The sequence below is a fragment of the Pseudomonas putida genome (genome assembly GCF_009883635.2).
GTDB lineage: Bacteria > Pseudomonadota > Gammaproteobacteria > Pseudomonadales > Pseudomonadaceae > Aquipseudomonas > Aquipseudomonas putida_W.
In genome coordinates this window covers 5,925,080-5,950,630 of sequence record NZ_CP026115.2, presented here as the reverse complement: position 1 = coordinate 5,950,630, position 25,551 = coordinate 5,925,080, and the positions used below count along the sequence as shown (strand labels likewise).

At 64.5% G+C, this 25,551-nt stretch carries 21 protein-coding genes; 8 read left to right on the top strand and 13 right to left on the bottom strand.

All coding sequences use genetic code 11. The annotated features are described in order from the left end of the window. Positions 1 to 1,052: 1,052 nt before the first annotated feature. Both C2H86_RS27025 and C2H86_RS27020 read right to left on the bottom strand, forming a co-directional pair. Positions 1,053 to 1,289, bottom strand: coding sequence for a hypothetical protein (locus tag C2H86_RS27025; RefSeq protein WP_159410692.1), 237 nt, complete (start codon positions 1,287 to 1,289; stop codon positions 1,053 to 1,055). Between the two features lie 451 nt (positions 1,290 to 1,740). Beyond that, on the bottom strand, positions 1,741 to 2,067 hold the full coding sequence (locus C2H86_RS27020) for a YceK/YidQ family lipoprotein (RefSeq protein ID WP_346266748.1): 327 nt from the start codon (positions 2,065 to 2,067) through the stop codon (positions 1,741 to 1,743). Between the two features lie 321 nt (positions 2,068 to 2,388). Between C2H86_RS27020 and C2H86_RS27015 the strand changes: the two genes are divergently transcribed. From C2H86_RS27015 to C2H86_RS26995, 5 genes are all read left to right on the top strand, one after another. Continuing rightward, on the top strand, positions 2,389 to 3,237 hold the full coding sequence (locus C2H86_RS27015) for a helix-turn-helix transcriptional regulator (RefSeq protein ID WP_085678937.1): 849 nt from the start codon (positions 2,389 to 2,391) through the stop codon (positions 3,235 to 3,237). Between the two features lie 85 nt (positions 3,238 to 3,322). Next, complete coding sequence (locus C2H86_RS27010) at positions 3,323 to 4,717, top strand: aspartate aminotransferase family protein (protein ID WP_159410691.1); 1,395 nt, start codon at positions 3,323 to 3,325, stop codon at positions 4,715 to 4,717. A gap of 188 nt (positions 4,718 to 4,905) precedes the next feature. Next, positions 4,906 to 6,048 carry a MexC family multidrug efflux RND transporter periplasmic adaptor subunit gene (locus C2H86_RS27005; RefSeq protein ID WP_159410690.1) on the top strand — a complete coding sequence of 381 codons (1,143 nt, stop codon included), beginning with the start codon at positions 4,906 to 4,908 and terminating at the stop codon, positions 6,046 to 6,048. Positions 6,049 to 6,063: 15 nt separating this feature from the next. Next, positions 6,064 to 9,204 carry an efflux RND transporter permease subunit gene (locus C2H86_RS27000; protein ID WP_159410689.1) on the top strand — a complete coding sequence of 1,047 codons (3,141 nt, stop codon included), beginning with the start codon at positions 6,064 to 6,066 and terminating at the stop codon, positions 9,202 to 9,204. Next, entirely contained in the window at positions 9,191 to 10,594 is a 1,404-nt protein-coding gene (locus C2H86_RS26995; RefSeq protein WP_159410688.1) for an efflux transporter outer membrane subunit, read from the top strand. Before C2H86_RS27000 ends, C2H86_RS26995 begins: the two co-directional genes overlap by 14 nt. 127 nt (positions 10,595 to 10,721) lie before the next feature. Here C2H86_RS26995 and C2H86_RS26990 read toward each other — a convergent pair whose 3' ends face one another. The 4 genes from C2H86_RS26990 to C2H86_RS26975 form a co-directional block, all read right to left on the bottom strand. Continuing rightward, positions 10,722 to 11,279 (bottom strand): TetR/AcrR family transcriptional regulator, encoded by a 558-nt coding sequence (locus C2H86_RS26990; RefSeq protein ID WP_159413012.1) that lies wholly within the window; start codon positions 11,277 to 11,279, stop codon positions 10,722 to 10,724. Between the two features lie 209 nt (positions 11,280 to 11,488). Then, positions 11,489 to 13,489 (bottom strand): peptidase U32 family protein, encoded by a 2,001-nt coding sequence (locus tag C2H86_RS26985; protein ID WP_159410687.1) that lies wholly within the window; start codon positions 13,487 to 13,489, stop codon positions 11,489 to 11,491. Positions 13,490 to 13,696: 207 nt separating this feature from the next. Continuing rightward, the gene (locus C2H86_RS26980; RefSeq protein ID WP_159410686.1) at positions 13,697 to 15,793 is read right to left on the bottom strand and encodes a TonB-dependent receptor family protein; all 2,097 of its coding nucleotides are present in this window, start codon (positions 15,791 to 15,793) and stop codon (positions 13,697 to 13,699) included. 59 nt (positions 15,794 to 15,852) lie between these two features. Beyond that, entirely contained in the window at positions 15,853 to 16,218 is a 366-nt protein-coding gene (locus tag C2H86_RS26975) for a RidA family protein (protein WP_110638586.1), read from the bottom strand. A 134-nt stretch (positions 16,219 to 16,352) separates the two neighbouring features. On the opposite strand from C2H86_RS26975, the gene C2H86_RS26970 reads away from it, so the two are divergent. Next, positions 16,353 to 17,048, top strand: a complete 696-nt coding sequence (locus tag C2H86_RS26970; protein ID WP_159410685.1) for a tRNA (adenine(22)-N(1))-methyltransferase — start codon at positions 16,353 to 16,355, stop codon at positions 17,046 to 17,048. A 1-nt stretch (position 17,049) separates the two neighbouring features. Here C2H86_RS26970 and C2H86_RS26965 read toward each other — a convergent pair whose 3' ends face one another. Then, complete coding sequence (locus C2H86_RS26965) at positions 17,050 to 17,310, bottom strand: DUF2790 domain-containing protein (RefSeq protein ID WP_159410684.1); 261 nt, start codon at positions 17,308 to 17,310, stop codon at positions 17,050 to 17,052. A 125-nt stretch (positions 17,311 to 17,435) separates the two neighbouring features. Here C2H86_RS26965 and C2H86_RS26960 point away from each other — a divergent pair, with 125 nt between their 5' ends. Next, positions 17,436 to 18,368: a LysR family transcriptional regulator gene (locus C2H86_RS26960; protein WP_159410683.1), complete on the top strand. Its 933-nt coding sequence runs from the start codon at positions 17,436 to 17,438 to the stop codon at positions 18,366 to 18,368. Between the two features lies 1 nt (position 18,369). Here the strand turns inward: C2H86_RS26960 and C2H86_RS26955 are convergent, their stop codons facing one another. The 3 genes from C2H86_RS26955 to C2H86_RS26945 form a co-directional block, all read right to left on the bottom strand. After that, on the bottom strand, positions 18,370 to 18,921 hold the full coding sequence (locus C2H86_RS26955) for a YbhB/YbcL family Raf kinase inhibitor-like protein (RefSeq protein ID WP_159410682.1): 552 nt from the start codon (positions 18,919 to 18,921) through the stop codon (positions 18,370 to 18,372). Between the two features lie 48 nt (positions 18,922 to 18,969). Continuing rightward, entirely contained in the window at positions 18,970 to 19,275 is a 306-nt protein-coding gene (locus C2H86_RS26950) for a hypothetical protein (protein WP_159410681.1), read from the bottom strand. 112 nt (positions 19,276 to 19,387) lie between these two features. Beyond that, complete coding sequence (locus C2H86_RS26945) at positions 19,388 to 20,686, bottom strand: MFS transporter (RefSeq protein ID WP_159410680.1); 1,299 nt, start codon at positions 20,684 to 20,686, stop codon at positions 19,388 to 19,390. 413 nt (positions 20,687 to 21,099) lie between these two features. Between C2H86_RS26945 and C2H86_RS26940 the strand changes: the two genes are divergently transcribed. After that, positions 21,100 to 21,975: an AEC family transporter gene (locus tag C2H86_RS26940; protein ID WP_159410679.1), complete on the top strand. Its 876-nt coding sequence runs from the start codon at positions 21,100 to 21,102 to the stop codon at positions 21,973 to 21,975. A gap of 3 nt (positions 21,976 to 21,978) precedes the next feature. On the opposite strand, the gene C2H86_RS26935 is transcribed toward C2H86_RS26940, so the two are convergent. The 3 genes from C2H86_RS26935 to C2H86_RS26925 form a co-directional block, all read right to left on the bottom strand. Next, a complete protein-coding gene (locus C2H86_RS26935) occupies positions 21,979 to 22,611 on the bottom strand; it encodes a hypothetical protein (protein ID WP_159410678.1) in 633 nt (210 codons plus the stop codon). 114 nt (positions 22,612 to 22,725) lie between these two features. Continuing rightward, complete coding sequence (locus tag C2H86_RS26930; RefSeq protein ID WP_159410677.1) at positions 22,726 to 23,868, bottom strand: HlyD family secretion protein; 1,143 nt, start codon at positions 23,866 to 23,868, stop codon at positions 22,726 to 22,728. Further along, positions 23,865 to 25,514 (bottom strand): MFS transporter, encoded by a 1,650-nt coding sequence (locus C2H86_RS26925; protein ID WP_159410676.1) that lies wholly within the window; start codon positions 25,512 to 25,514, stop codon positions 23,865 to 23,867. Before C2H86_RS26925 ends, C2H86_RS26930 begins: the two co-directional genes overlap by 4 nt. Positions 25,515 to 25,551 lie beyond the last annotated feature (37 nt).

Below are 25,551 nucleotides of genomic sequence, written 5' to 3'. Positions count from 1 at the left end.
TCTGTTACCTTACGATGCAAGTCCAGCGATGGTTCTGCCGGTATGGCGCCCTGGTAAACGCCACGTCGGTGACCAGCGTCATGCCCCGTTCCTGAAGGGCTTCGGCCAGTTGAGCGAGTGTCTCTGCTTCGATAGTCATTGCTGTTACCTCGTCAGATTGACTGCGTTCATAAATCCTGACCGATAAGGCAACTGTCGAATTCAATTTTTTTGGGATTTTTCAGCGGGTAGCCCGCAACCGGGCTACCGTGCTGATGCCTAGGATTTGTACTCGATGGTGTAGGACTCATCATCTCTAAGGTCTTCGGTAACCGGCAAGCCGAATAGCTTACAGCCACATTCACTGATGCTGCATCGGCACACGGCCCCTTGTTTGAGCTGGGCCCACAAGCCTGCGTCATGTATTACGATACCCACGACCCGCTTTTGTGGATCCTCTTGGACCGGAGCATCCTGATAATCAAGGTCACACCCGAACCCAGGGGGCGTAAGTTCTGGGTCGTACCCGATCACTACACCATGTCGCTCAAGATCGGCCCTTATCCGCTCAACCACCTCGTATGCTTCTTGTTTAATCATGATCGATATCTCACGGTTCATGCGCTCATCAAAATTTTAGCTGACCCTGATGGTTTTCGTTGTTAATCGGCGAGACCAGTTCTGGTGATGTAGCTGGGTCGATCCATTTCCGTGCCTGCTCAGGGGGAGCACCAAGGGCATCCTGTCCGCGAAAGGCCGATATGGGTCGATAGTTGAATTCGGCGGATGCATGCACCGGGTCAGTTTGATTTTTTCAGGCATGACGACTCTTTGGCCGCTCCTGCGACCCGCTTGTGCTTAAATTGGCGGGTTGTGAAATGGGTATTTCTTGTCAAGGAGAACGCTTATGTTTGCTGTCGGTATGGCGCTGCTTGCTGTCGGGCTGGCCACGTCGAACGCTGGTCTGTGGATACCAGGCGCCGCGCTCATGGCCGCCGGGATCGTTAAAAGAGCGCGCAGCTAATCCCTTGGCCGCTATGTCGCGATAATGGCGCTTTATCCACGTTGACTGCTCACCCCTCAGGCAGAGTGATGCCGCACACAAATTCTTTCGAGCCAAGACGGTGAGAGCCGTACTCCACAACGTAGCCGTCGCCGCGGCGTTCCGCTTCCGCCTTGGCTGTTTTCTGGTCGGCATAGACGTCGACAAAATGCCATGGATATCTATCCCGAAGAACGCCCCACCCAAGCACCCAACCTTCCTGGTCAGGATCTGGAGGCAGGTTTTTCGCCAAGCTGCGAATGGACATAAAGCGCTTCCTGTAATGGACCCGCCTCGACGCTACTACGGCACCACTCTGTCTGGTTACTGGGTTTGCGTACAGGCTGGGTGTCTGGTCAGTTCTTATGGTCTTCAACATGGCTTAAGCAAAGCCTTGAGCGGGCATGACTTTAGCCACGTTGTCGATTTGTCTGCGAGGTGTCTGTTTGATTTCGCATCTCGCCGCGCAAAGGCTGGCAAATGGGTGGAGCCCCCAATATCCGCAGGGGCGGGGAGAGCGGAGTTCTTCGGGTTGAGCTAGGTTTGCCAAGACGCACGGCGCCGGCTATTTGGGTAGCTTAGCGTCGTGCTGCTGATGACCAGGCTATCGCGCAGCCATCGGGTGGCGCTGAGTCGGCTGCACGAGCAAGCGAAACATCCCACTGAAATCAACTGGCCAGCCCCGCCAGCCTGAAACACCTGCGGCCTTGAGCCTGGTGTCAGTACTCGAGCCTACGAATAGCCACATTGCCGCGCTTGTACTGCTGGTAGCCGGTGTAGGGAAGGATAACTGTATCGGCAATGCCCGATGCTGCCATGTCCATCAGAATAGGGAACGGCGCCCAATGCGACCCGCTTCGTTGCGGACCGTTCAAGTTGCAGAACTGATAAGCGACGCCGCTGTACGCCCGGGTAATCGTATGGCAGTTGGTCTGCCATTTCGCCAGGTCGTCCACGGCTTTCGACTCGTCGGACACTGTGCGCACGGTCCCACACCCACTGAGGGCCATGGCCAGCGCCACTCCCATCCATAGCTTTTTCATCATGCAGCTCCATTGGTGATGGCCGAATCATAGCGCATCAGCACAATGTGGAATGGGAATTGCTCTCTCCCGGAAAACCGGGGATTTTGGGGGGATGCTGAGATGACTGAGAACGATTACCGCTACATGATCTTCGTGGTGGCTGCTGTGCTGGTCCTGACTACGGTAGCTTCCTGGGTGTTTCTTGAAGCCATCAGCTGAGCCCATTCCTGGGACCTGCCTGACCCTGAACCGGGCCAGGGGCTCACCCCGAAGGGTGATGGTCTGTAACCAGGTCCCATGCAAGAATCCCAGCCACAACAACCCTGGCACGGGACCACGACAATGAGCAAAGACCGGCTGAAATCGCCCGACTGGTACGCGCAGATGGCCCGTGTCGTCGACGCCCAGGGTTCGCCGGGCTTTGTCGAGGCGCTGTTCGCCGCCCTCAAGCTGATTGCCCCGTGCCAGGCCATTACCGTGTTCCTCTACCCGCGCAAGGGGTTGCCGTCGGCGCTGTTCGAAAAGGACGAGGAAGGCCCGTGGCTGCCGGAAGGCAACATCCAGAAGTACCTCGAAGGCTACTACCTGCTGTGCCCGTTCTACCGGGCCTGCATGGACGGCATCGCCCCGGGTTGCTATCGCCTCAGCGACGTCGCCCCCGATCACTTCAAGCGCAGTGAGTACTACCTGGCGTTCTATCAGCACGCCCACCTGGAAGACGAACTCAACTTCATCGTGCCGCTCGACGAGCACCTGACCATAGCCGTGGCCCTGGCCAGTACTCGCCGCCTGGACCGCCAGCAGGTCAATGACCTCAAGTGCGTGGCGCCGTGGGTGGTGGCCACGGTGCGGCGGCAGTGGAGCCACCTGGATGTCGATGCCCTCGGGGGGCGTTTCGAGAGTGCCCTGGGCCGGCAGATCAACGCCGCGCTGAACAACTTCGGCTCCTCCTTGCTCACCGAGCGCGAGTGCCGCATCGCCCAGTACCTGCTGCGCGGCCACTCGACCCGTTCCCTGGCCGAGCGCCTGGGCATCAGCGAGGACACGGTCAAGACCCATCGCAAGAACCTCTACACCAAGCTCGACATCGCCAAGCAGTCCGAGCTGTTTTCGCTGTTCATCGACTCGCTGGCCCAGGCCCAGGAAGGCCTGAGCAAGGACCCGCTGGAAAGCTACCTGCGAAGGCGCTGATCGCGCCGTTTCACCCCACCCGATTTCTACTGTCAGCGGTCTGGCAGGGCCAACTGCACGCCGCGTTTTACCCTGGAGAACAACAATGAACGCACCGTTCCAAGCCAAGCTGCAAGCCCAGCGCGACACCCGTGACTACCAGGCCGGCGATGCCGCCCACCACATCCACGCCTTCCTTGACCAGAAGGCGCTGAACGCCGAAGGCCCGCGGGTGATGGTCGGTGGCGAGCGCCTGCACCTGTGGGACAGCGACGGCAAGCGCTACCTGGACGGCATGTCGGGCCTGTGGTGCACCCAGCTCGGCTACGGCCGCAAGGACCTGACCGCCGCCGCCGCCGCGCAGATGGACCAGCTGGCCTATTACAACATGTTCTTCCACACCACCCACCCGGCGGTGATCGAGCTGTCCGAGCTGCTGTTCAGCCTGCTGCCGGGCCACTACAGCCACGCCATCTACACCAACTCTGGCTCCGAGGCCAACGAGGTGCTGATCCGCACCGTGCGCCGCTACTGGCAAGTGGTCGGCCAGCCGAACAAGAAGATCATGATCGGCCGCTGGAACGGCTATCACGGCTCGACCCTGGCGGCCACCGCGCTGGGCGGCATGAAGTTCATGCACGAAATGGGCGGCATGATCCCGGATGTGGCGCACATCGACGAGCCGTACTGGTACGCCGCTGGTGGTGACCTGACCCCGGCCGAGTTCGGCCGCCGCTGCGCCCTGCAACTGGAAGAGAAGATCCTCGAACTGGGGGCCGAGAACGTCGCCGGTTTCATCGCCGAGCCGTTCCAGGGCGCGGGCGGGATGATCTTCCCGCCGGAAAGCTACTGGCCGGAAATCCAGCGCATCTGCCGCCAGTACGACGTGCTGCTGTGCGCCGATGAAGTGATCGGTGGCTTTGGCCGCACCGGCGAGTGGTTCGCCCACGAATATTTCGGCTTCGAGCCGGACACGCTGTCGATTGCCAAGGGCCTGACCTCGGGTTATGTGCCGATGGGTGGCCTGGTGCTGAGCAAGCGCATTGCCGAGGCACTGGTGGAGCGTGGTGGGGTGTTTGCCCACGGCCTGACCTATTCCGGGCACCCGGTGGCGGCGGCAGTGGCCATTGCCAACCTCAAGGCGCTGCGCGATGAAGGCATCGTGCGCCAGGTCAAGGAAGACACCGGGCCGTACCTGCAGCGCATTCTGCGCGAAGTGTTTGCCAACCACCCGCTGATTGGCCAGGTGCAAGGAGCCGGCCTGGTGGCGGCGCTGCAGTTCGCCGAGGACAAGGGCAGCCGCAAGCGCTATGCCAATGAGAATGACCTGGCTTGGCAGTGCCGCACTTATGGTTTCGAGGAGGGGGTGATCATTCGTTCTACCCTGGGGCGGATGATCATGGCGCCGGCGCTGGTGGCTAATCACAGCGAGCTGGATGAGCTGGTGGAGAAGACTCGGATTGCGGTGGACCGCACTGCACGTGGGTTGGGATTGTTGTAAGGGGTGAGATTGCCGGGGCCGCTTTGCGGCCCATCGCCGGCAAGCGCGGCTCCCACAGGTACGGTGCAAGTCCATGTACCTTGTGTGGGCTTCACAAATGTTCACAAAGTTTCAAATGAGACAAAATTGACTCATTAAGCCTCCAGAAATATCATTCGGGCCGTTTTTATCTATAGCTCGGGTGAATCATGAGCCACTTGCGTGCATTAGGAATGGCCAGCTGCCTGGCCGCTGCCGTCGCTTTAGCCGGCTGCGGCGAGCAGGAAACGCCACCGTCCGCCGCCAACACCACCGTTCCCGTCCAGACCGTCACGGTCGCCGCCGAGCCCCTGGCACTGGCCTCGACCCTGCCTGGCCGGGTCGAGCCCATGCGCGTGGCGGAAGTCCGCGCCCGGGTGGCCGGCATCGTCCTGCACAAACGCTTCGAAGAGGGCGCCGACGTCAAGGCCGGTGACGTGCTGTTCCAGATCGATCCAGCGCCATTCAAGGCCGCGCTGTCACGTGCCGAAGCCGAACTGGCGCGGGCCCATTCGGTGATGCTCGAGGCCCAGGCCCGGGTGCGCCGCTACCAGCCGCTGGTGAAGATCGAAGCGGTCAGCCAGCAAGACTTCGACAGCGCCAGCGCCGACCTGCGCAGCGGCCAGGCGGCCGTGCGTTCGGCCCAGGCCGATGTCGAGACGGCGCAGTTGAACCTCGGATACGCCACGGTCAAGGCACCGATCTCCGGCCGCATCGGCCGTGCCCTGATCACCGAAGGCGCCTTGGTCGGGCAGGGCGACGCCACGCTGATGGCGCGCATCCAGCAACTCGACCCGATCTACGTCGATTTCACCCAGTCCGCTGCCGACGCCCTGCGCCTGCGCCAGGCGCTCAAGGACGGTGCGCTGGCGGCAGGTGAAAACCCGGCCCTGACCGCTCGCGTGGAAGGCACCGATTACCAACGCCAGGGCACGCTGATGTTCACTGACGTTGCGGTCGACCGTGGTACCGGCCAGGTGACCCTGCGCGGGCGCTTCGACAACGCCGACGGCATCCTGCTGCCGGGCATGTACGTGCGTGTGCTGGCACCTCAGGGCACCGACAACCAGGCGATCCTGGTGCCGCAGCGCGCCATCCAGCGCGGCAGCGACGGCGAGGCACGGGTGATGCTGGTCGGCAAAGGCGGCATCGCCGAAGTCCGCAGTGTGCATACCGGTGCCATGCAAGGCGCCCGCTGGCAGGTCACCGAAGGCTTGCACCCGGGCGACCAGGTGATCGTCGGCAGCCCGGCGGGCCTGGCGGCCGGCATGCCGGTGGCGCCGTCCCCGGCACAACAGGCCGCGGCGCGTTAAGGCGAGGGTAGCGAGATGTCCAAGTTCTTCATCAAGCGGCCGAACTTTGCCTGGGTCATGGCACTGTTCATTTCCCTGGGCGGGTTATTGGTGATGCCGCTGTTGCCGGTTGCCCAGTACCCCAACGTGGCACCACCGCAGATCACCATCACCGCCACCTACCCGGGCGCCTCGGCCAAGGTGCTGGTGGAGTCGGTGACCAGCATCATCGAGGAGTCGCTCAACGGCGCCAAGAACCTGCTGTATTTCGAGTCCACCAACAACTCCAACGGCATGGCCGAGGTGGTGGTCACCTTCGAGCCGGGCACCGACCCGGAACTGGCCCAGGTGGACGTGCAGAACCGCCTGAAAAAGGCCGAGGCACGCATGCCACAGGCGGTGACCACTCAGGGCATCCAGGTCGAGCAGACCAGCGCGGGCTTCTTGCTGATCTACGCCCTGAACTACAAGGATGGCGCCGGCAAGGCCGACACCACCGCCCTGGGCGACTATGCCGCGCGCAACATCAACAACGAGCTGCGCCGGGTGCCCGGTGTCGGCAAGCTGCAGTTCTTCTCTTCGGAAGCGGCCATGCGGGTGTGGGTCGACCCACAGAAGCTGGTCGGCTTTGGCCTGTCGATCGATGACGTGAGCAACGCCATCCGCGGGCAGAACGTGCAGGTACCGGCTGGCAGCTTCGGCAGCGCGCCGGGCAGCAGCGAGCAGGAACTGACCGCCACCTTGGCGGTGCAGGGCACCCTGGACGACCCAGAGGCCTTTGGCCGCGTGGTGCTGCGTGCCAACCCCGATGGCTCGCTGGTGCGCCTGGCCGATGTCGCGCGCCTGGAAATTGGCCTGGAGAGCTACAACTTCTCCTCGCGCCTGGACGGCAAGCCGGCGGTGGCCGGCGCGGTGCAGCTGGCGCCCGGCGCCAATGCGCTGAAAACCGCCGAGCTGGTCAAGGAACGCCTGGCCGAGCTGAGCGAGTTCTTCCCCGAAGGCGTCGAGTATTCGGTGCCATACGACACTTCGCGCTTTGTCGACGTGGCCATCGAGAAGGTCATCCATACGTTGATCGAGGCCATGGTCCTGGTGTTCCTGGTGATGTTCCTGTTCCTGCAGAACATCCGCTACACCCTGATCCCGTCGATCGTGGTACCGGTGTGCCTGCTGGGCACGTTGATGGTGATGAAGCTGCTGGGCTTCTCGGTGAACATGATGACCATGTTCGGCATGGTGCTGGCCATCGGCATCCTGGTCGATGACGCCATCGTGGTGGTGGAGAACGTAGAGCGGATCATGGCCGAGGAGGGGCTGTCGCCGGGCCAGGCGACGATCAAGGCCATGGGCCAGGTGTCGGGGGCGATCATCGGCATTACCCTGGTGCTCTCGGCGGTGTTCCTGCCGCTGGCGTTCATGGCAGGCTCGGTGGGGGTGATCTACCAGCAGTTCTCGCTGTCGCTGGCCGTGTCCATCCTGTTCTCCGGCTTCCTGGCGCTGACCTTCACCCCGGCCCTGTGCGCCACGCTGCTCAAGCCGGTGGCCCCTGGGCACCACGAGAAACGCGGCTTCTTCGGCGCCTTCAACCGTGGCTTCGCTCGCCTGACCGAGCGCTACTCGGGCATGAACAGCGCGCTGGTCAAACGTGCCGGGCGCTACATGCTGGTGTACGCCGGCATCCTGGCGATGCTCGGCTACTTCTACCTGCGTCTGCCGGAGTCGTTCGTGCCGGTGGAAGACCAGGGCTATGCCATCGTCGACGTGCAGCTGCCACCCGGTGCCAGCCGCGTGCGCACCGATGCCACCGGCCAGGCGCTGGAGCAGTTCCTGATGTCGCGTGAGGCGCTGGCCTCGGCATTCATGGTCAGCGGCTTCAGCTTCTCGGGCATGGGCGAGAACGCCGCACTGGCGTTCCCCACCTACAAGGACTGGTCGGTGCGCAGCAAGGAGCAGTCAGTGGACGCCGAAACCGTCGCCATCAACACCCAGTTCGCGGGCTATGGCGATGGTGCGATCATGGCGGTCAACCCGCCGCCCATCGATGGCCTGGGCAATTCCGGCGGCTTTGCCTTGCGCCTGCTCGACCGCGGTGGCCTGGGCCGCGAAGCCCTGCTGGCGGCGCGTGACCAGTTGCTGGGCGAAGCCAATGGCAACCCGGTGATCCTCTACGCGATGATGGAAGGCCTGGCCGAGGCGCCGCAACTGCGGGTCGCCATCGACCGCGAGAAGGCCCGCGCACTGGGTGTGAGCGTTGAGACCATCAACAACACCCTGGCCACTGCCTTCGGTTCGGCAGTGATCAACGACTTCACCAACGCCGGCCGCCAGCAGCGCGTGGTGGTGCAGGCCGAACAGGGTGAGCGGATGACGCCGGAAAGCGTGCTGCGGCTGTACGCACCGAATGCCGAGGGCCAGCAGGTGCCGTTCAGCAGTTTCGTCACCACCCGCTGGGAAGAAGGGCCGGTGCAGATCGTGCGCTACAACGGCTACCCGTCGATCCGCATCGCCGGCGACGCCGCGCCGGGGTACAGCACCGGCCAGGCCATGGCCGAGATGGAGCGCCTGGTCAGCGAGCTGCCACCGGGTATCGACTATGCCTGGACCGGCTTGTCGTACCAGGAAAAGGTCTCCAGCGGCCAGGCCACCAGCCTGTTCGCCCTGGCCATCCTGGTGGTGTTCCTGCTGCTGGTGGCCCTGTATGAGAGCTGGGCGATCCCGCTGACGGTGATGCTGATCGTGCCCATTGGTGCCTTGGGCGCGGTGCTGGCGGTGATGGTTACCGGCCTGCCCAACGATGTGTACTTCAAGGTCGGCCTGATCACCATCATTGGCCTGGCGGCGAAGAACGCGATCCTCATCGTCGAGTTCGCCAAGGAACTCTGGGAGAAGGGCTACAGCCTGCGCGACGCCGCCATCGAGGCCGCGCGCCTGCGCTTCCGGCCAATCGTGATGACATCCATGGCGTTCATCCTCGGCGTAGTGCCCCTGGCCATTGCCAGTGGCGCCGGCGCCGCCAGCCAGCGGGCCATCGGCACCGGGGTGATCGGCGGCATGCTCAGTGCCACCTTGCTGGGCGTGGTGTTCGTGCCGATCTGTTTTGTCTGGGTGCTGTCGCTGCTCAAGCGCAAGCCGGCGCCGCACGCTCAAGCTGCCGAGGTGACTGATGGTCATGCGTAATCTCGTGGTGCCGTTCGCCCTGGCCGTGCTGGCCAGCGGCTGCTCTCTGGCACCGACCTATGAGCGCCCCGAGGCGCCAGTGGCCCAGCAGTGGCAAGACGGGGCAGGGCATGCGGGCCTGCAGGTGGACCAGCTGGACTGGCAGGCATTCATCGTCGACCCGGCCCTGCGCCAGCTGGTTGGCACGGCGCTGGACAACAACCGTTCGCTGCGCCAGACCTTGCTCGATATCGAGCAGGCCCGAGCGCAATACGGGATCCAGCGGGCCGATCGGGTGCCAGGCCTGAATGCCGGGGCGTCGGGCAATCGACAGCATGTGCCGGGCAGCCTGTCCAATGATGGGCAGGAGGGCGTGACAAGCACGTATCAAGTGGGCGTGTCGCTGCCGGAATACGAAGTCGATCTGTTCGGCCGGGTGAAGAGCCTCAGCGATGCCGCGCTGGAGCAATACCTGGCCACCGAGGCAGCCGGTCGTGCAGCACGTATCGCCCTGATCGCCGAGGTCAGCCAGGCCTACCTGAGCCTGGACGGTGCCGAGCGGCGCCTGGCGCTGACCCGCCAGACCCTGGCCAGCCGCGAAGACTCCCTGGCGCTGATCGGCCAGCGCCGTGCGGCAGGCGCTGCCACCGCGCTGGACCACCAAGAAGCGCTGGGCCTGGTCGAGCAGGCCCGCGCCGAACTGGAAAGCAACTTGCGCCAGCAACGCCAGGCGTACAACGCCCTGGTGTTGCTGGTCGGCAGCGCGGATGCCGGCACGCTCATACCGGCCGAACGCCAGGCTGCGCCGAGTGTGCTGCAGGACATCACCCCCGGCGCGCCCTCGGCGCTGCTGGAGCGACGCCCGGACATCCTCGCCGCCGAACATCAGCTGCGGGCGCGCAATGCCGACATCGGTGCAGCACGGGCCGCATTCTTCCCGCGCATCAGCCTGACCGGTAGCTTCGGCACGTCGAGCGCACAGATGTCCGGCCTGTTCGACGGCGGCTCACGCAGCTGGAGCTTCATGCCGCAGCTGTCGTTGCCGCTGTTCGATGCCGGGCGCAACCAGGCCGGGCTGAGCCTGGCCGAGGCGCGCAAGGATTCGGCGGTGGCGGCGTATGAGGGGACGATCCAGTCGGCATTCCGCGAGGTGGCCGATGCCTTGGCGGCGACCGATACGTTGCGGCGCGAGGAAGTGGCGCGGCAGGCGCTGGCCGATACCAGCCGGGCGACCTTGGCACTGGCCAAGGCACGCTATGAAGGCGGGATCGACAGCCACCTGCGCTACCTGGATGCGCAGCGCAGCGATTTCGTGAATGAGGCGGCCTACATCGAGGCCAGTACCCAGCGCCAACTGGCGTTGGTCGACTTGTTCCGCGCCCTGGGCGGCGGGTGGCCGGCGCGCGGCTGAGCACAGGCTCCTTTGGTTGGAGGATCCAACCGTGTTGGCCCTTGGGACTTGTGCCCAGGGGCCTTTTTTTGTGTCAGGGCTGCTGGCCCTTTCGCGGGGAAAGCCCGCGAAGAATGCAGCACCAAATTCAAGTCGGGGCCAGGGCTCCATGCAGGAACAGCTGCTCCAGCGCCAGCGCCGAATTGGCACTGGCCGCTCGCCCACGCCGCTCGGCATCGACCATGCCGTAGATCTGGGTGATGAACATCTCGGTAAACACCGCCGCGCTGATATCGATGCGCAGCACACCCAGCTGTTGGGCGCGCAGGAAGAATGAATCCATGGCCCGGGTGTAGGCCAACCAGCGGCGGTCTTCGTTGTCGCCCAGCAAGGTATCGGGCCGGTACTGGAACATCAGGAACACCAGCATTTCACGGTGCTTGAGATGCTCGGCGATCAGGTGGCGCACGGCGTCCAGCGGTTCGGCGGTGGCCAGCGCGGCATTGCTGATGACCTGGTTGAGCACCTGTTCGCCGTGGCTTTCGAGCATGGCCACCAGGTTGTCGCGGGTGCCGCAGAAGCGGTGCAGGGTGGCCTTGCTGACGCCAGCGGTCTCGGCCAGTTCCTTGAGGGTTGCGCGGGGGTGGACCACGATGGCGTGGGCCAGGGCCTTGAGCAGGCGTTCGTCGTGGGGCGTGGGTTGCATCGAAGGGCCTCGCATGGGTGGCATGCTTGGCATTGTGCAGCAAATGCGGAGGGGATCAAGCGCTGGCGTCTCATTTGAGACATTTTTGTTTCCTGTGCTGGCCTCTTCGCGGGGCAAGCCCGCCCCACAACGACCGCACAGATTTTGCCATCTGTACATTACCTGTGGGAGCGGGCTTGCCCCGCGAAGAGGCCCTTACAGGCTACAACTCAGTGCGGCCCGCGTGGAATGGTCTTGAGCAGGTCTTCCGGGCTGATGTGCCCCACCACCTGAGCCACCGCGCTACCCGGTGTCGGCAGGTCGATGATGTGGTTCTTCATCTTGCCGATCACATGCATTTCGCACGGCTTGCAGTCGAACTTCAGGGTCAGCACTTCATCGCCCTGGATCAGCTGCATCGGCGCCACCTTGGTGCGCACGCCGGTCACGCCCTTGGCCTGTTTAGGGCACAAGTTGAACGAGAAACGCAGGCAGTGCTTGGTGATCATCACCGGCACTTCACCGTGTTCCTCATGGGCTTCGTACGCCGCGTCGATCAGCTGCACGCCATGGCGATGGTAGAAGTCGCGGGCCTTCTGGTTGTAGACGTTGGCCAGGAACGACAGGTGCGACTCCGGATACACCGGTGGCGGCGTGGTCTCGGCCTTGCGCCCGCCACGTGGGTGCGCCTTCACGCGCGCCTCGGTCAGCGCCTCGATGGCTTCACGGCGCAGGGCCTTGAGCTGCGAGTTGGGGATGAAGAACGCCTGCGGCGCATCCAGCTCGATACTGTTGGCGTGGTACATCGTGGTGCCCAGCTGGCCGAGCAGGTCGTGCAGCTGGTCCAGTGCCTGCTGTGGCTTGTTGGCAGCGCCGAACGGGCCGTCCAGCGCAACCTGCACGCTGACGCCTTCCTCACTGCTGAGGGTCAGCATCAGGCGCTGCTCGCGTAGCACCGCGTGCCATTCCACGCCCACGCGGCGCTCCGACGAAGTGCGCTGCAGGGCCTGCTGCCAGTTGTGGTCGAGGTTGCGCGACAGCGGGTGGTTGGGCCGCAGCTTGTGCAGGCCTTCCGGCATCTCGTTGGGTTCGACGCGGTAGCGGTAGCGCTTCTGGCCGTCTTCCACGAACTCGCCACGCGGCTCGGCGATGTTGGCGCGGAAGCCCACCACCTCACGCTTGACTAGCACGTTGAGGCCGTCGCCGTTGGTCAGCGGCACCTCGGTGACCACCTGCATGTCGCGCTTGCCGACCTTTTCCACCACACCCACGGCCAGGCCGGTGAAGGTTGGCGAGTCGAAGGCACCGATGTCGACCTTGCGATCGGTGACGAAGTAGTCGGTGCTGCCGCGGTGGAAGGTCTTGTCCGGGTCCGGCAGGAAGAAGTGCTCGGTACGGCCGCTGGAGGCACGGGCCAGTTCCGGGCGGCCTTCGAGGATGGCGTCTAGTTCCTTGCGGTAGTGGGCGGTGATGTTCTTCACATAACCCATGTCCTTGTAGCGGCCCTCGATCTTGAACGAGCGCACACCAGCATCGACCAGGTCGGCCAGGTTGGCGGTCTGGTTGTTGTCCTTCATCGACAGCAGGTGTTTTTCGAACGCGACCACGCGGCCCTGGTCGTCTTTCAGGGTGTACGGCAGGCGGCAGGCCTGGGAGCAGTCACCGCGGTTGGCGCTGCGCCCGGTCTGGGCGTGGGAGATGTTGCACTGGCCGGAGAAGGCCACGCACAGCGCACCGTGGATGAAGAACTCGATGGCCGCGTCGGTTTCGCTGGCGATGGCGCGGATCTGCTGCAGGTTCAGCTCGCGGGCCAGTACCAGCTGGGAGAAACCGGCCTGGTCGAGGAACTTGGCCCGCTCCAGGGTGCGGATGTCGGTCTGGGTGCTGGCATGCAGCTCGATGGGCGGGATATCCAGCTCCATCACCCCCAGGTCCTGCACGATCAGCGCGTCGACGCCGGCGTCGTAGAGCTGGTGGATCAGCTTGCGCGCCGGTTCCAGCTCGTTGTCGTGGAGGATGGTGTTGATGGTGGTGAACACGCGTGCATGGTAGCGATGGGCGAACTCGACCAGTTCGGCGATATCGCTGACTTCGTTGCAGGCGTTGTGGCGCGCGCCGAAGCTCGGGCCGCCGATGTAGATGGCATCAGCGCCGTGCAGGATCGCCTCGCGGGCGATGGCCACGTCACGGGCAGGGCTGAGCAGTTCCAGGTGATTCTTTGGAAGGGACATGTCGTTATAGGTTCGGGCTGTCACGGTTTAGGGCGGCATTGTAGCGGGGAATGGGGCGGGTGGCATCTTTGAGTGCCGAGAGGTGTGCTGCTGTGCCGGCCTCTTCGCGGTGCAAGTCGGATCGCCGCACCGCCGCTCCTACAGGGACCGCGCAGGTTTGTAGGAGCGGGCTTGCCCCGCGAATGGGCCGCAGAACGGCCCCAACAGTCAGAACTGGTATTCCAGCCCGGCCCCGGCATACCAGGACCTGCCCGGCGCCGCCTCGTAGTACCGGCCATTACCATCGCCGACAATCACCGAGCCCACATACTGCCGGTCCAGCAAGTTGTCCAGGCGCACCAGCTGGTGGAACGTCCACGGCCCGACCTGTTGCTGGAACTGCGTACGCCAGTTGAACACCGCATAACCCGGCGCCGCATGCTGGTCGTTGGTGTCGTCGACATACACCTTGCTCCGGTACTGCCCTTCGAGCCCCATGCTGATGCCGTCGCGCGGCTTCCACACCAGCTCACCGAACAGGCTGCTGCGCGGCACGCCGGGCAGCTGATTGCCCTTGTCGATGGTCGTAGTGCCTTGGGTGAAGGCCTCGTCATAGGTGGCGTCGAGCAGGGTATAGGCCAGGTTGGCCTGCCACTGCTCATTCAGCTCACGCTGCACGCTCAGCTCGAAGCCACGGCGCAGGGTCTTGCCGGCGTTGCGGTAGCTGGTGCGGCCATCGGTGGAAGCCGCGACCACGATCTCGTCCTTGGTGCGGATCTCGAAGATTGCGGCATTGATCCGCGTGCGCTCATCCGGGCGCATCTTCAGGCCCAGTTCGTACTGGGTACTGGTGGCCGGTTCCAGGCCGAAGTTGAAGCCTTCCAGTGCCCCGGGGGCGTAGGCCATCTCGGCCTGGGTCGGGGTTTCGAAGCCCTGGCCGGCGCTGATGTAGCCATGCAGGTCGGGAGTGAAGGCGTACATCACCGACAGGGTCGGGGTCGTACGCTGGTACTTCTTCGAACCACTGGCATCGCCGTTGGCCAGGAAGTGGTCGTCCACCTCCATCTCCATGCTGCTGTGGCGCAGGCCGGCATCCACGGTCCAGCGGTCCAGTTCCCAGTGGGCCTGCACATACGGATCGAGGCTGGTGGCGGTGTCTTTTTCATCCCGGCGCAGGTCGCCTTTCACGCCCAGGGTGTCGCCGCTGAAGTTCTGGAAGCCACGGCGGTCGTCGCGGCTGCGGTCGTAGTCGGCACCGAAGGTCAGGGTCAGGTTGCCGGGGGCGGCGCTGACCGGCTGGATCCAGCGCAGGGTGCCGCCGTGGAATTCGCGGTCGAAGTCGACCACGCCGCCACCGCGGTTGTTCGCCGGGGTGCCCTTGGGGATCGACAGGTACTGGATGACGCTACGTTTGCCCGCATACAGGTTGAACTGCAGGGTCGCCTCGCCGAAGTAGCGCTCGTAGTTCATGCCCACCTGCTGGTGGTGGATGCTCTTGCGCGTGCCGTACTCCTCGGCGCGCGCCGCCACCGAGCGCGGGTCGTGCTGGTAGGCGCCCCAGGTCTGGCCCAGCGGGTCTTCGGTACCGTTCTGCTCCAGGGTGCTGAAGATCAGCGCCAGACGGCTGTCTTCGTCCGGCTTGACGTGCACCTTGGCGAAGGTCTGGTCGCGGCGGGCGGCGCTGTGGTCGCGGTAGCCGTCGGTGTCCATGCGCGAGGCATCGACCAGGAAGCCGGCTTGTTCGCTGCCGCCTTCGCTGTAGACGTGGTTCTTGTTGAAGCCATCGCTGCCGAAGGTGGTTTCGGCGCCCACCTTGGGCGGCCCCGAACCATCGCGGGAGAACATCTGGATCACGCCACCGGCATTGCTGCCGTATAGGGCAGAAGCCGGGCCACGCAGCACTTCGATGCGGTCAGCCACGTCCAGGTTCAACGAGGCCGCCTGGCCCTGGCCATCGGGGGTACTGGCCGGGATGCCGTCGCTGAGCAGCTTGATGCCACGGATGCCGAAGGCCGAGCGGGCGCCATAGCCACGCGAGGAAATCTGCAGGTCCTGGGCGTAGTTCTGGCGGTTCTGTACAACCAGCCCTGGCACGCGGTTGAGCGCTTCCGACAGGTTGACGCCCAGCTGGCCATCGGCGATCTGTTGGCGGTCGACGGTATCGATGGAGTAGGGCAGGTCAAAGCTCGGGTTGGGGGCGTAGGTGCCGGTGACCACCACCGGTTCCAGCAGATTGAAGGTGGTGACGGGTTCGGCCTGGGCCAATGGGCACAGACCGGGAAGCAAGGCGATCAGGGCCTTGCGGCGAAACGGGGGGAATTGCATGCAGCGTCCTGCTTTCGAAAAGAAGGCCCCGCCCGCAGGCGGAGCCGGTAAAACGGTAATCAGCGTTTGGCGGCCATGGCAGTCACTTCGACGCGCATTTCCGGGTAAGCAAGTGCAGCCACGCCAACGGCGGCACGCACCGGCCACGGCTTGCTGAAGAAGCGCTGGTACACCTCGTTGAAGGCAGCACGGTCGGCCATGTCGGTCAGGTAGATGGTCAGGTGCATCACCCGGTCCATGCCGCTGCCGGCCTTTTCCAGGGCGTCCTTCAGGGCCTGCAAGGTGCTCTCGCTCTGCTGGGTGATGTCGGCATCGAGATCGGCCGGGATCTGCGTGGTCACCAGGATACCGTTGTACTCAGCGACGTCGGAGGAAATGGACTCAGCGTCGGAATCCGGTGTGTAGATAAGATCTGCCATGGGTATTCGCCTTGCAACGGAAGGAAAGCGGCAAGCCTACGCGAGCCTGTCGCAAGGGTCGAGCCGATGGGCGCTTATGCATTGAAATGCTGCGCCCCGGCGGTCAGAATCGCCGCCGATTGTTGAGCAAGGTGCTGAAGTTGAACGAACAGACATTATCCATGCGCCTGGAGCGTGTGGCGGCGCATGTGCCGCAGGGCGCACGCCTGGCCGATATCGGCTCGGACCACGGCTACCTGCCGGTGGCACTGGCGCTGCGCGGGGTGATCGAAGCCGGGGTGGCCGGCGAGGTGGCGCAGACGCCCTATGCCTCGGCCCAGCGCAACGTGCGCCGCAATGGCCTGACGGAAACCGTCACCGTACGCCTGGCCGATGGCCTGGAGGCCATCGAGGCCGACGACCGCATCACCGCCATCAGCCTGTGCGGCATGGGTGGCAAGACCATGTGCGAGATTCTCGAGCGTGGCAAGGCGCGCCTGAACGGCAGCGAGCGCCTGATCCTGCAGCCCAATGGCGATGAGCGCGAATTGCGCGGCTGGCTGATGGACAACGGCTACCGGATCGTCAGCGAAGAACTGCTGCGGGAAAACCGTTTCGACTACGAGATCATCGTCGCCGAACCTTGCGAGGTGGTGACCTACAGTGCCGAAGAGCTGTATTTCGGCCCTGTGTTGATGCGCGAGAAAAGCCCGGCATTCGTGACCAAGTGGCAGCGCATGCTGCGCCAGAAGCAGCAGAGCCTGGCCAACTTCGAGCGTGCCCGCGATGCCATCCCGCAAGAAAAGCTGCGTGACTTCGCCCGGCAGATTGGCTGGATCAACGCGGTACTGGCCTGACTCACTGCTGCGAGCAGTTGCCCATTTCGCGGTAGTCGACTTCGCGTTTCTGGCCCTGGTGGTCGACATACACCATGTGCGCGGTACCGACCTGGCAGTCGGCGGCGTTGCTGGCCGGGGTGATCGAGATGACCTTGGCCACATCCAGCGTCATGCCGTACTCATAGTTGCTGGTGGCCGGCTGGCTGGCCGGCGCATCGGCGAAGGCGCCGAACGAGGCAAGGGCGGCAGACAGGGCTACAAAAGCTATCGAACGTTTCATGGCAGGCTCCTTTTTCAATGTTTTACCAATGATGTATTCATTGGTGATCCTCAATAAATGGGCTAAGTCGTGATAGATTCCTGCCTGGAACGTACGAATAATACCGATCAAGGAGCCCAGCCCCCATGGACATGCTGCACGCCATGCGTACCTTTGCCCGGGTGGTGGAGTGCGGCAGCTTTGCTGCAGCTGCCAATGCCCTCGACATTTCCGCCGCGCAGGTGTCGCGGATCGTTGCCGAGCTGGAGAACCAGCTGCAAACCCGCCTGCTGCACCGCACCACCCGGCGTTTGCGCATGAGCGAGGCGGGCGAGCGCTTTCTTGAGCGGGCGCGGCAGATCATGGCGCTGACCGACGAGGCCATGGACGAAGCCCGCGGCGCGCACCTCACCCCGCGTGGCCGCTTGCGCCTGCATTGCCCGCATGGCCTGGGCATGTTGCTGATGCCGCTGGTGGCCGGCTACAACGCGATCTGCCCGGAAGTGGTGATCGAGCTGACCCTGTCCCAGCGCAACCCCGATCCATTGGCCGAGGGGCACGACGTGGTGATCACCGTGGATGAGGCATTGCCCGATTCTCAGCTGATTGCCGTGCCGCTGGGCAACATCTTCAGCATCCCCTGCGCCGCGCCCGGCTACCTGGAGGCCCACGGTGTACCCGAGCAGCCGGAAGACCTGCACGATCACCGTTGCCTGCGCATGGCGTATCCGATGTACGAAGGGGATTGGGTATTCCCGCAGGGGCTCGACCACTGCGTGATCGCCCCGCGTGACAGCTTCCTGACCAACGTCGCCGACGCCATGCTGGTGGCCAGTGAGCTGGGCATGGGCATCGGCCTGCTGCCGTTCTACACCGCCAGCCAGGCCATTGAACAAGGGCGTCTGCGGCGCTTGCTGGCGCCCTATCGGCTACGCGAGAGCGCGCTGTATGCGATCTACCCGTCGCGGCATTACCTGGATGCCAAGGTGCGGACCTGGATCGATTACCTCAAGGAACAGCTGCCGGGGATGTTTGCCAGCCATGAACGGATCGTCGACGACGCGCAGTTCTGGCGTTGAGTCAGTGCCCGTAACGGCCCACCAGGCTCTGTGCACCCAGCGCATGGTCTTTGAGCAACTCCATCAAGCCATTGCGATCCAGCTCTTGCGGCAAGGTGCCCAGCGGCAGGTCGGTGGCAATCAGGGTCAGTGCATAGTGGTGCGGCTTGTCCCCGGCTGGCGGGCAAGGGCCGCGATAGGTCATGGTGCCGTGCGAATTGCGCCCGACGATCAGCGCCTGGCTGGTCTGCCAGCCAGCGCCTGCCTCCAGCCCGTCGAGTGCCGGGTCGATGTCATAGGCGAGCCAGTGCACCACGCCGAGGCCCTTGCCGCCGTCAGGGTCGAACATCACCAAGGCCAGCGACTGCGTGCCGTAGGGCAGGTTCTTCCAGCTCAACTGCGGCGTGCGCCCCTCACCGGCACCGCAGGCCGGATCCGGCCCAACCTGCTGCAGGCCGATGACACCGCCATCGGTGAATGACGACGAACTGATCGACAGCGCGGCAGAATCGCCACCGGCAGCCACGGCGGTGCAGGGCAGCAGGGCGGCGAGCAGCCAGGGTTTGAGGTGCATGACGATTCCTCGGCAGGGCTTTGCGCCGCAGTGTAGACCAGCTGCCGGTCAGCGGCTGTCCTGGTCTTCGGCAGTGCCGCCGGTGTGCCCGGCGCCGGAGCCTGTGGCTTCACCGGTGCTGTTGGAGCCACCGGCCGCGCCATCGGCGGCATCCGAGTTGCTGCCGGTGTCGCTGCTGTCATTGTCCTGGCCGCTGCCCGGGCTGTTGACGCTGCTGCCTTCGCCGGCGGTCTTGCCGCCGCGCTCGTCGGTTTTCGGATGGCTGTCGGTATTGGTCGTGTCCGTCGCGGCATAGCTGGTGGTGGCGGCGATCCCCATGGCGAGGGCGAGCAACAGCGAGTGAATGCGGATCATGGCAAGTCTCCTGGGCGGATGATCTGTCATTCGTTTGGCTGGCGGAGGGTGCCGGGGTGCCCCATGGGCGACGGGCGGTCGAAAAAAAGGGCCGCGATGGCGGCCCCTTCATTCATTTGGCTTCTGCCTGCGCTGTTGGCGCAGCGGGTTGCACCGGTTCCAGCGGCGGATGCTCCTGCGCCGCATGCATCAGGTCCTCGGTCACCCGCAGCTCGGCGCCGGTCGGTGAGAAGGTGGTCGATGCCGTGAACGGTGCCGGGTGCTCCGCTGCCGGGCGCTTGCCGCGACGCCAGAGGAAGAAGCACACCATCCCCAGGTTGACCACGGCAAAGGCCCAGAACAGCCCCACTTCGCCAAATTCGGTCATGGCCGGCGAAATGGCCAACGGTGCCATGGCCGAGCCCAGCGAGTTGATCAGCAGCAGGCCCTGGATCATCGGTACCAGCGCGTCGGACGGCGCGCGGTCGGCAGCATGGCTGACCGCCACCGGGTACAGCGCGAACACGCCGCCACCCAGCAGGAACAGCATGGCCGGCAGCAAGGCCGAATCCGACGGCAGGAACACCGTGATCAGCGACAGCACCATGCACAGCGCCGCCAGGGCGATCAGCACATCCTGGCGGTCCTTGCGGTCGGACCAGCGGCCCACCGGGTATTGCAGCAGCATGGCGCCGAGGATCACCCAGGCCATCATGTTGCCGACCTCACCGACATCCAGGCCGATGCGCTGCAGGTACAGCGGCAGCAGGGCGTAGATACCGGCAATGACCACTCCGGAGCCAAAGCAGCCAACCAGCCCCGACGGTGCCACGCCCAGCAGTTGCCGTGGCTTGAGCGGCTCGACCTGGTCCAGCAGCGGCGACACCCGCGGCAGGATCACGATCGGCAGTACCGACAGCGCAGCCAGCATGCCGGCCAGCATGAACGGTGCGCTGTCGCCCAGGTGGGTGATCACGCCGAGGCCTGCCTGGGCGATCACACCCGCGCCGTAGAAGGCGATCATGTACAGCGCCAGCAGGCGCCCGCGGATCTTCGCGTCACCAGCCAGCAGCAGCCAGCTTTCGATCACCAGGAATACGCCGACCGCCGCCCAGCCGTTGATCAGGCGCAGCACCGACCACCAGGTGGCGTCGTAGAACAACCCCTGCAACAGGATGGTCGCGGCGATCAGCGAGGCGAAGCTGGTGTAGGCGCGGATATGGCCGATACGCAGGATCAGCCGGTCGTTGAAGATGGCGCCGAGGGTCAGGCCGATGAAGTAGGTCGACGAGACGATACCGATGGTCGTTGCCGATTCGCCGGCAGCGTCCAGGCGCAGGGTGGTAAGGGAAGACATGAAGCCGTTGCCCAGGGCAATGATGAACAGCCCGAGCAGGGGCGCCAGCGCCATGGCCAGCAAACGCGGAGACATACATACCTCAAGTTGGAGTGGCGATTTAGGAACGCCTCTTCGAACGCGCACGCAAAACGGACCCATCGAGGGCCGAATAAAGTGCACGGATGTGCCTGGGCTGGATGCGACCTGGGCAAGACTCAACCGCTGGACCCTGGAATAGCTGGGCCGGGCGGGGTCGGTTGAGCCTATTTCACATGGGCGTCATGTGTTCAGGCCTGGACTCTGTCGTTGCTGCCGGTTGCCACCGTTCAAGGCGACGGGCGAAAAGGAAGCGCGATTCTACGGGTTGTGACCGATTTGCCCAAGAGGCTAAGGCCTGCGACGCGACGACGCAGGGCGGGATGCGACAGCTTTGTGCCCCAATCCGACATCCCAGACACCTCTGGCCTGCGGCATAATCGGCATTCTTACCAAGGAAGGCCCGCCCCATGCTCGCTTCGCTGTTCGCCGTCCTCGCCCCGGTCTTCATCGTCGCCGGCATCGGCTTCGCCTGGGCCCGCAAAGGCCTGGACTACCCCACCGAGTTCATCGCCCGCATGGTCATGACGGTCGGCACGCCATCGCTCGTGCTGTCGACCCTGAGCCGCACCGAGCTGGCCGCCACGGCCTTCACCAGCATGGCCCTGGCGTGCCTGTTGTGCACGCTGGGCATGGCCGCGGCCGGGCTGCTGGTGTGCCGCGCTTCAGGCCAGCACTGGCGGGTGCTGCTGCCGGCTTTCATGTTCCCCAACACCGGCAACATGGGCCTGCCGATCAGCCTGTATGCCTTCGGCGAGCACGGCCTGGCCCTGGCCGTGGCGTTCTTCCTGACCTTGTCGATCGTGCAATTCACCGTGGGCATGGCCATTTCCGGCACGGTGGCCTCGTTCAAGGCCCTGTTGCGCAACCCGATCGTCATCAGCCTGGCCGGCGCCATGCCGATCATCTTCCTCGACTTCGAACTGCCGCGCTGGCTGGCCAACACTGCCGACCTGCTCGGCGGCATGTCGATCCCGCTGATGCTACTGACACTAGGTGTGTCACTGGCCAGCATCCGCCCGCAGCATATCGGCGGCGGCTTGGTGCTCGGTGGCCTGCGCATCGTGCTGGGCGCGGCGGTGGGGTGGGCGGTGGGAACAGCCCTGGGCATGGAGACCATGGAGCGGGCGGTGCTGATGGTGCAGTCGGCGATGCCGGTGGCGGTGTTCAATTACCTGATGGCGGTCAGGGCCAACCGGCAACCGGAGCAGGTGGCCAACCTTGTGATGTGCTCGACGCTGCTGTCGTTCGTCTGGCTGCCGGTAGTACTGGCCTGGTGGATGTAGGCCTTATTTGTCAAACAAGCGCTCGTGCACCCAGCCCTTGTTGGTCAGTACCATCACCCGCTTTTCCTGGGCGGGTGTTTCATGGGTCGCCACCGCACTGCCCAGGTCACGGATATTGGCCCTGACCTCGTCATTGGCTGCCCAGTCCGGCAACCCGGTGATCTTGTAGGCATAGGTCACATCGGAAACGGTGTGCCCCATCATCTGCCCCGGCTCGCTGAACTGCTCGATCGCCGTCACCTCGGCCTTGCCGAAGCACAGCCCGCCGCGGGTCTGGCCGTTGAGCATCTTCTGGGCATCGGCCTTGTAGTATTTGCGGCCCTCGTCGGTGAGGTCGTAGGCGTAGTAGATGTCGGTGCGGGCCGGCTGCCACAGGCGCTCCGGCACTTCGACGCGGGAGATTTCCCGCTCGCTTACGATGCCCACCCGGGCCAGGGCATGCAGCGCCTTGTTGGTGCCGGTGACGTCGAAGTCCTGGGTCTTGGTGGGGAAGTCGCTGACCACGAAGCAGTGCGGATACTGCGTGTCGAGGTAGGCCTGGGCCGCCTTATGGAAATTGGCCTCGTTGGCGTCCTCAGTGTCCGAGCAGCCGGCCAGGGTGGCCAGCAACGCCAGCGGTACGATCTTCCTGAGCATGATGAAACGTCCTTGGATTGCGAAGATAAACCGGTGGGCAGGCATTAGAACCCACGGCCTAGAGCGGCGCAATCGTGGCAGTACGGCATCTGGACAGGGTTCACAAAGCCGCTGTCAATGGTGCCCTTGCGGCTCCCGGGTATCGATGCCCACCACCACCGACATCCCCGGGCGCAGGCGTGCGGCGTCCGGCTGGTCGGGGTCGACGGTGATGCGCACCGGGATGCGCTGGGCAATCTTCACGAAGTTGCCGGTGGCGTTGTCGGCCTGCAACAGGGCGAACTCGGAGCCGGTGGCCGGCGAAATCTGCTGCACATGGCCGTAAAGCTTGAGGTGGTTCAAGGCGTCCACGGTGAAGGTCACCGGCTGGCCGATGCGCACGTCGGCCATCTGGGTTTCCTTCATGTTGGCGATCACCCACAGGGTGTCGGGCACCAGCGCCATGAGTTGGGCGCCAGAGTTGACATAGGCCCCCAGGCGCGTGCCGATCTGCCCCAGCTGGCCGTCGCGCGGGGCGGTGACGCGGGTGTTGTCGAGGTCGATGCGGGCCAGTTCGACGGCGGCTTTCGCATTTTCCACCGAAGCCTCCAGCGAGGCGCGGTTGACAATCACCGTCTCGCGGTCCTGGCGGGCGATTTCCAGCGCGGCCTTGGCCTGGGCCAGGTTGGCGACGGCGGCAGCCTCGCTGGCGCGGGCCAGGTCCAGAGAGCTGCGCGACACCGAACCATCGCTGACCAACGCCTGGTTGCGGCTGAGGTCGGCCTTGGCCTTGGTGGCCTGGGCCGAGGCATCGCCAATTGCCGCCTGGCGTTGGGCAATAGTAGCTTCGGCGCTGTTGCGCTGCTGCAGGTTGTTGGCCAGCGCCGCCTGCTGCTGTTGCAGCTGGGCGATGGCTTGGGCCAGGCGCTGCTTGTAGATGCGGTCGTCCAGCTGCACCAGCAGGTCGCCAGCCTTTACGAACTGGAAGTCATGCACCGGCACGTCGACGATATAGCCGCTCAGCTGCGGGCCGATGATCGTCACCTGGCCGCGCACCAGGGCGTTTTCGGTGCTTTCGATGGTGCTGCTGAACGGCGGCAGGTTCCAGGCATAGAGCACTATCAGGATGCCGACCAGGGCCACGCAGGCGAAGCTGATCGAAGACAGAATGCGCACTCGCCGCGTGCGCACCGGGCTGGTCGGTTCGCTGGGCGGCGTGCTGCCTTCGGGGGTTTCGGCGATGGCGGTGGTGGTCGTGGTGCGGGTTTCTTCGGTCATCGGCTGGCAGTACCGCTGGTGGAGTCGGATGAAGCAGCCTGGCGGGCGACATACCACAGCCAGGAGCCGCGAATGGTAATCCAGATCATGGTCAGCACGGCGATGCTGCCAATCAGTACGAACACGTCGTTGTAGGCCATCACGTTGGCCTCGCGGGTGGCGGCGCTGGCCAGCACGCGCATGCCGGCCTCGCTGCGCAGCGCCGGGTCGGCGAGGATCCCGGCATAACCGCCGCCGCCGCTTTGCACGCGGGCATTGACCAGCGGTTCGAGGTAGCTGAGGCGGTCCATCAGGTGGCTGGAATGGAACTTCTCGCGCCAGGTCTGGAAGGTGCCCAGCAGCGCCGCGCCAATCAGGCCGCCGAGGTTGTTGCAGATGCCGAACAGCACCGAGAAGCTCACCAGGTTGCGCGGGTTGGCGCGTACGTGGCTGATGCCCAGGGCCATCGAAGGGCCTAGGAAGAAGGTGCTGCCGAAGGCCAGCAGGAACTGGCTGAGGTACATCTGTGCCGGGCGCGTGAGGTTGCTCGAACTGCTGTCCATGAACGCCCCGGTGGCCATCGCCAGCAGCGAGACGAACAGCGGGATCACCAGGTGCTTGGGGTCGATGGTCAGCGCACTGCTGGCCAGGCCCGCCACGGCGCCGAGCAACATGATCCAGTACAGTGAGCGCATCTGTTCGCTGCCCATGTTCAGCACCTGCAGAAAGCCCACCGCGCCGGTGGACTGCTCCGAGGTGACCATGCGAATCAGAATGACGCACAGGCCCAGGCGGATGATCGCGCCGCTGCCCAGCCAGCGCGTCATCAACAGCGGGTTCTGGCGGTTGTGCTCGATGGCCAGGCCGGTGAAGATCAAGGCAATCGACGAGGCCAGGGCGATGCCGATCCACGGCGCCTCCAGCCACCAGTCGATGCGCCCCAGCGACAGCGCGGCGCAGAGCAGGGCGACGCCGCTTGCCATCAGGGTGAAGGTAAGGAAGTCCAGAGGCTCGAAGGTCTTGAAGCGGTCACCGGGGGGCAGCTTGAGCAGCAGCACGCAGCCCAGGGCAGCCAGCGCCAGGCCCAGTTCGAACAGGTACAGGCCGCGCCATTCGGCGATCTGCAGCAGGTCTTCGGAGAAGATCCGCGCCAGCGGCAGGGCCAGTTGCGAGGCGCCCAGGCCCAGCACCATGGCCTTCAGTCGCCAGCGCTCGGGGAACGCCTGGATCATGTAGTACAGGCCAAGCGAACTGAGCGCCGCGCCAACCATGCCGTGGGCGGCGCGCACGGCAATGGCCGAGTTGAGGTCGTTGACCAGCAGGTGGGCGAAGGTGACCAGGGCATACAGCACCAGGAACACCTCGGTGAAGGCGCGCAGGCCGAACTGCTGGCGAAACTTGACCAGCAACAGGTTGATCGACACGTTGGTCATCACATAGGCCGCTGGCAGCCAGGCCATCTCGGCACTGGTCGCGCCTAGCGCGCCTTGCAGGAACACCAGGTTGGCGGTGACCAGTGCGTTACCCAGGCCGCCAGTAATTGCCACCAGCAGGCCGACCACGCCGTACGCGAGGCGCTTGGCCGGCGTGTGCAGGGGCGTGGAAGGGGAGCCGGGAAGGCTGGGCTTCTCGTGCGGGAGCCACTGGCGCGGGGTGTATTTGTCCATGGGGCTGACTGTACTTCGCGCTACAGTCAGCCTCAAT

Excerpts from the sequence above, each read along its gene's own strand:
- C2H86_RS26980 (WP_159410686.1), bottom strand. The coding sequence starts at position 15,793 with ATGCAATTCCCCCCGTTTCGCCGCAAGGCCCTGATCGCCTTGCTTCCC.
- C2H86_RS26950 (WP_159410681.1), bottom strand. The coding sequence starts at position 19,275 with ATGATCCGCATTCACTCGCTGTTGCTCGCCCTCGCCATGGGGATCGCC.
- C2H86_RS26995 (WP_159410688.1), top strand. The coding sequence starts at position 9,191 with ATGGTCATGCGTAATCTCGTGGTGCCGTTCGCCCTGGCCGTGCTGGCC.
- C2H86_RS27005 (WP_159410690.1), top strand. The coding sequence starts at position 4,906 with ATGAGCCACTTGCGTGCATTAGGAATGGCCAGCTGCCTGGCCGCTGCC.
- C2H86_RS26965 (WP_159410684.1), bottom strand. The coding sequence starts at position 17,310 with ATGAAACGTTCGATAGCTTTTGTAGCCCTGTCTGCCGCCCTTGCCTCG.
- C2H86_RS27020 (WP_346266748.1), bottom strand. The coding sequence starts at position 2,067 with ATGATGAAAAAGCTATGGATGGGAGTGGCGCTGGCCATGGCCCTCAGT.
- C2H86_RS27015 (WP_085678937.1), top strand. The coding sequence starts at position 2,389 with ATGAGCAAAGACCGGCTGAAATCGCCCGACTGGTACGCGCAGATGGCC.
- C2H86_RS26955 (WP_159410682.1), bottom strand. The coding sequence starts at position 18,921 with ATGCACCTCAAACCCTGGCTGCTCGCCGCCCTGCTGCCCTGCACCGCC.
- C2H86_RS26945 (WP_159410680.1), bottom strand. The coding sequence starts at position 20,686 with ATGTCTCCGCGTTTGCTGGCCATGGCGCTGGCGCCCCTGCTCGGGCTG.
- C2H86_RS26930 (WP_159410677.1), bottom strand. The coding sequence starts at position 23,868 with ATGACCGAAGAAACCCGCACCACGACCACCACCGCCATCGCCGAAACC.
- C2H86_RS26985 (WP_159410687.1), bottom strand. The coding sequence starts at position 13,489 with ATGTCCCTTCCAAAGAATCACCTGGAACTGCTCAGCCCTGCCCGTGAC.
- C2H86_RS27000 (WP_159410689.1), top strand. The coding sequence starts at position 6,064 with ATGTCCAAGTTCTTCATCAAGCGGCCGAACTTTGCCTGGGTCATGGCA.
- C2H86_RS27010 (WP_159410691.1), top strand. The coding sequence starts at position 3,323 with ATGAACGCACCGTTCCAAGCCAAGCTGCAAGCCCAGCGCGACACCCGT.
- C2H86_RS26990 (WP_159413012.1), bottom strand. The coding sequence starts at position 11,279 with ATGCAACCCACGCCCCACGACGAACGCCTGCTCAAGGCCCTGGCCCAC.
- C2H86_RS26960 (WP_159410683.1), top strand. The coding sequence starts at position 17,436 with ATGGACATGCTGCACGCCATGCGTACCTTTGCCCGGGTGGTGGAGTGC.
- C2H86_RS26925 (WP_159410676.1), bottom strand. The coding sequence starts at position 25,514 with ATGGACAAATACACCCCGCGCCAGTGGCTCCCGCACGAGAAGCCCAGC.
- C2H86_RS26940 (WP_159410679.1), top strand. The coding sequence starts at position 21,100 with ATGCTCGCTTCGCTGTTCGCCGTCCTCGCCCCGGTCTTCATCGTCGCC.
- C2H86_RS26935 (WP_159410678.1), bottom strand. The coding sequence starts at position 22,611 with ATGCTCAGGAAGATCGTACCGCTGGCGTTGCTGGCCACCCTGGCCGGC.
- C2H86_RS27025 (WP_159410692.1), bottom strand. The coding sequence starts at position 1,289 with ATGTCCATTCGCAGCTTGGCGAAAAACCTGCCTCCAGATCCTGACCAG.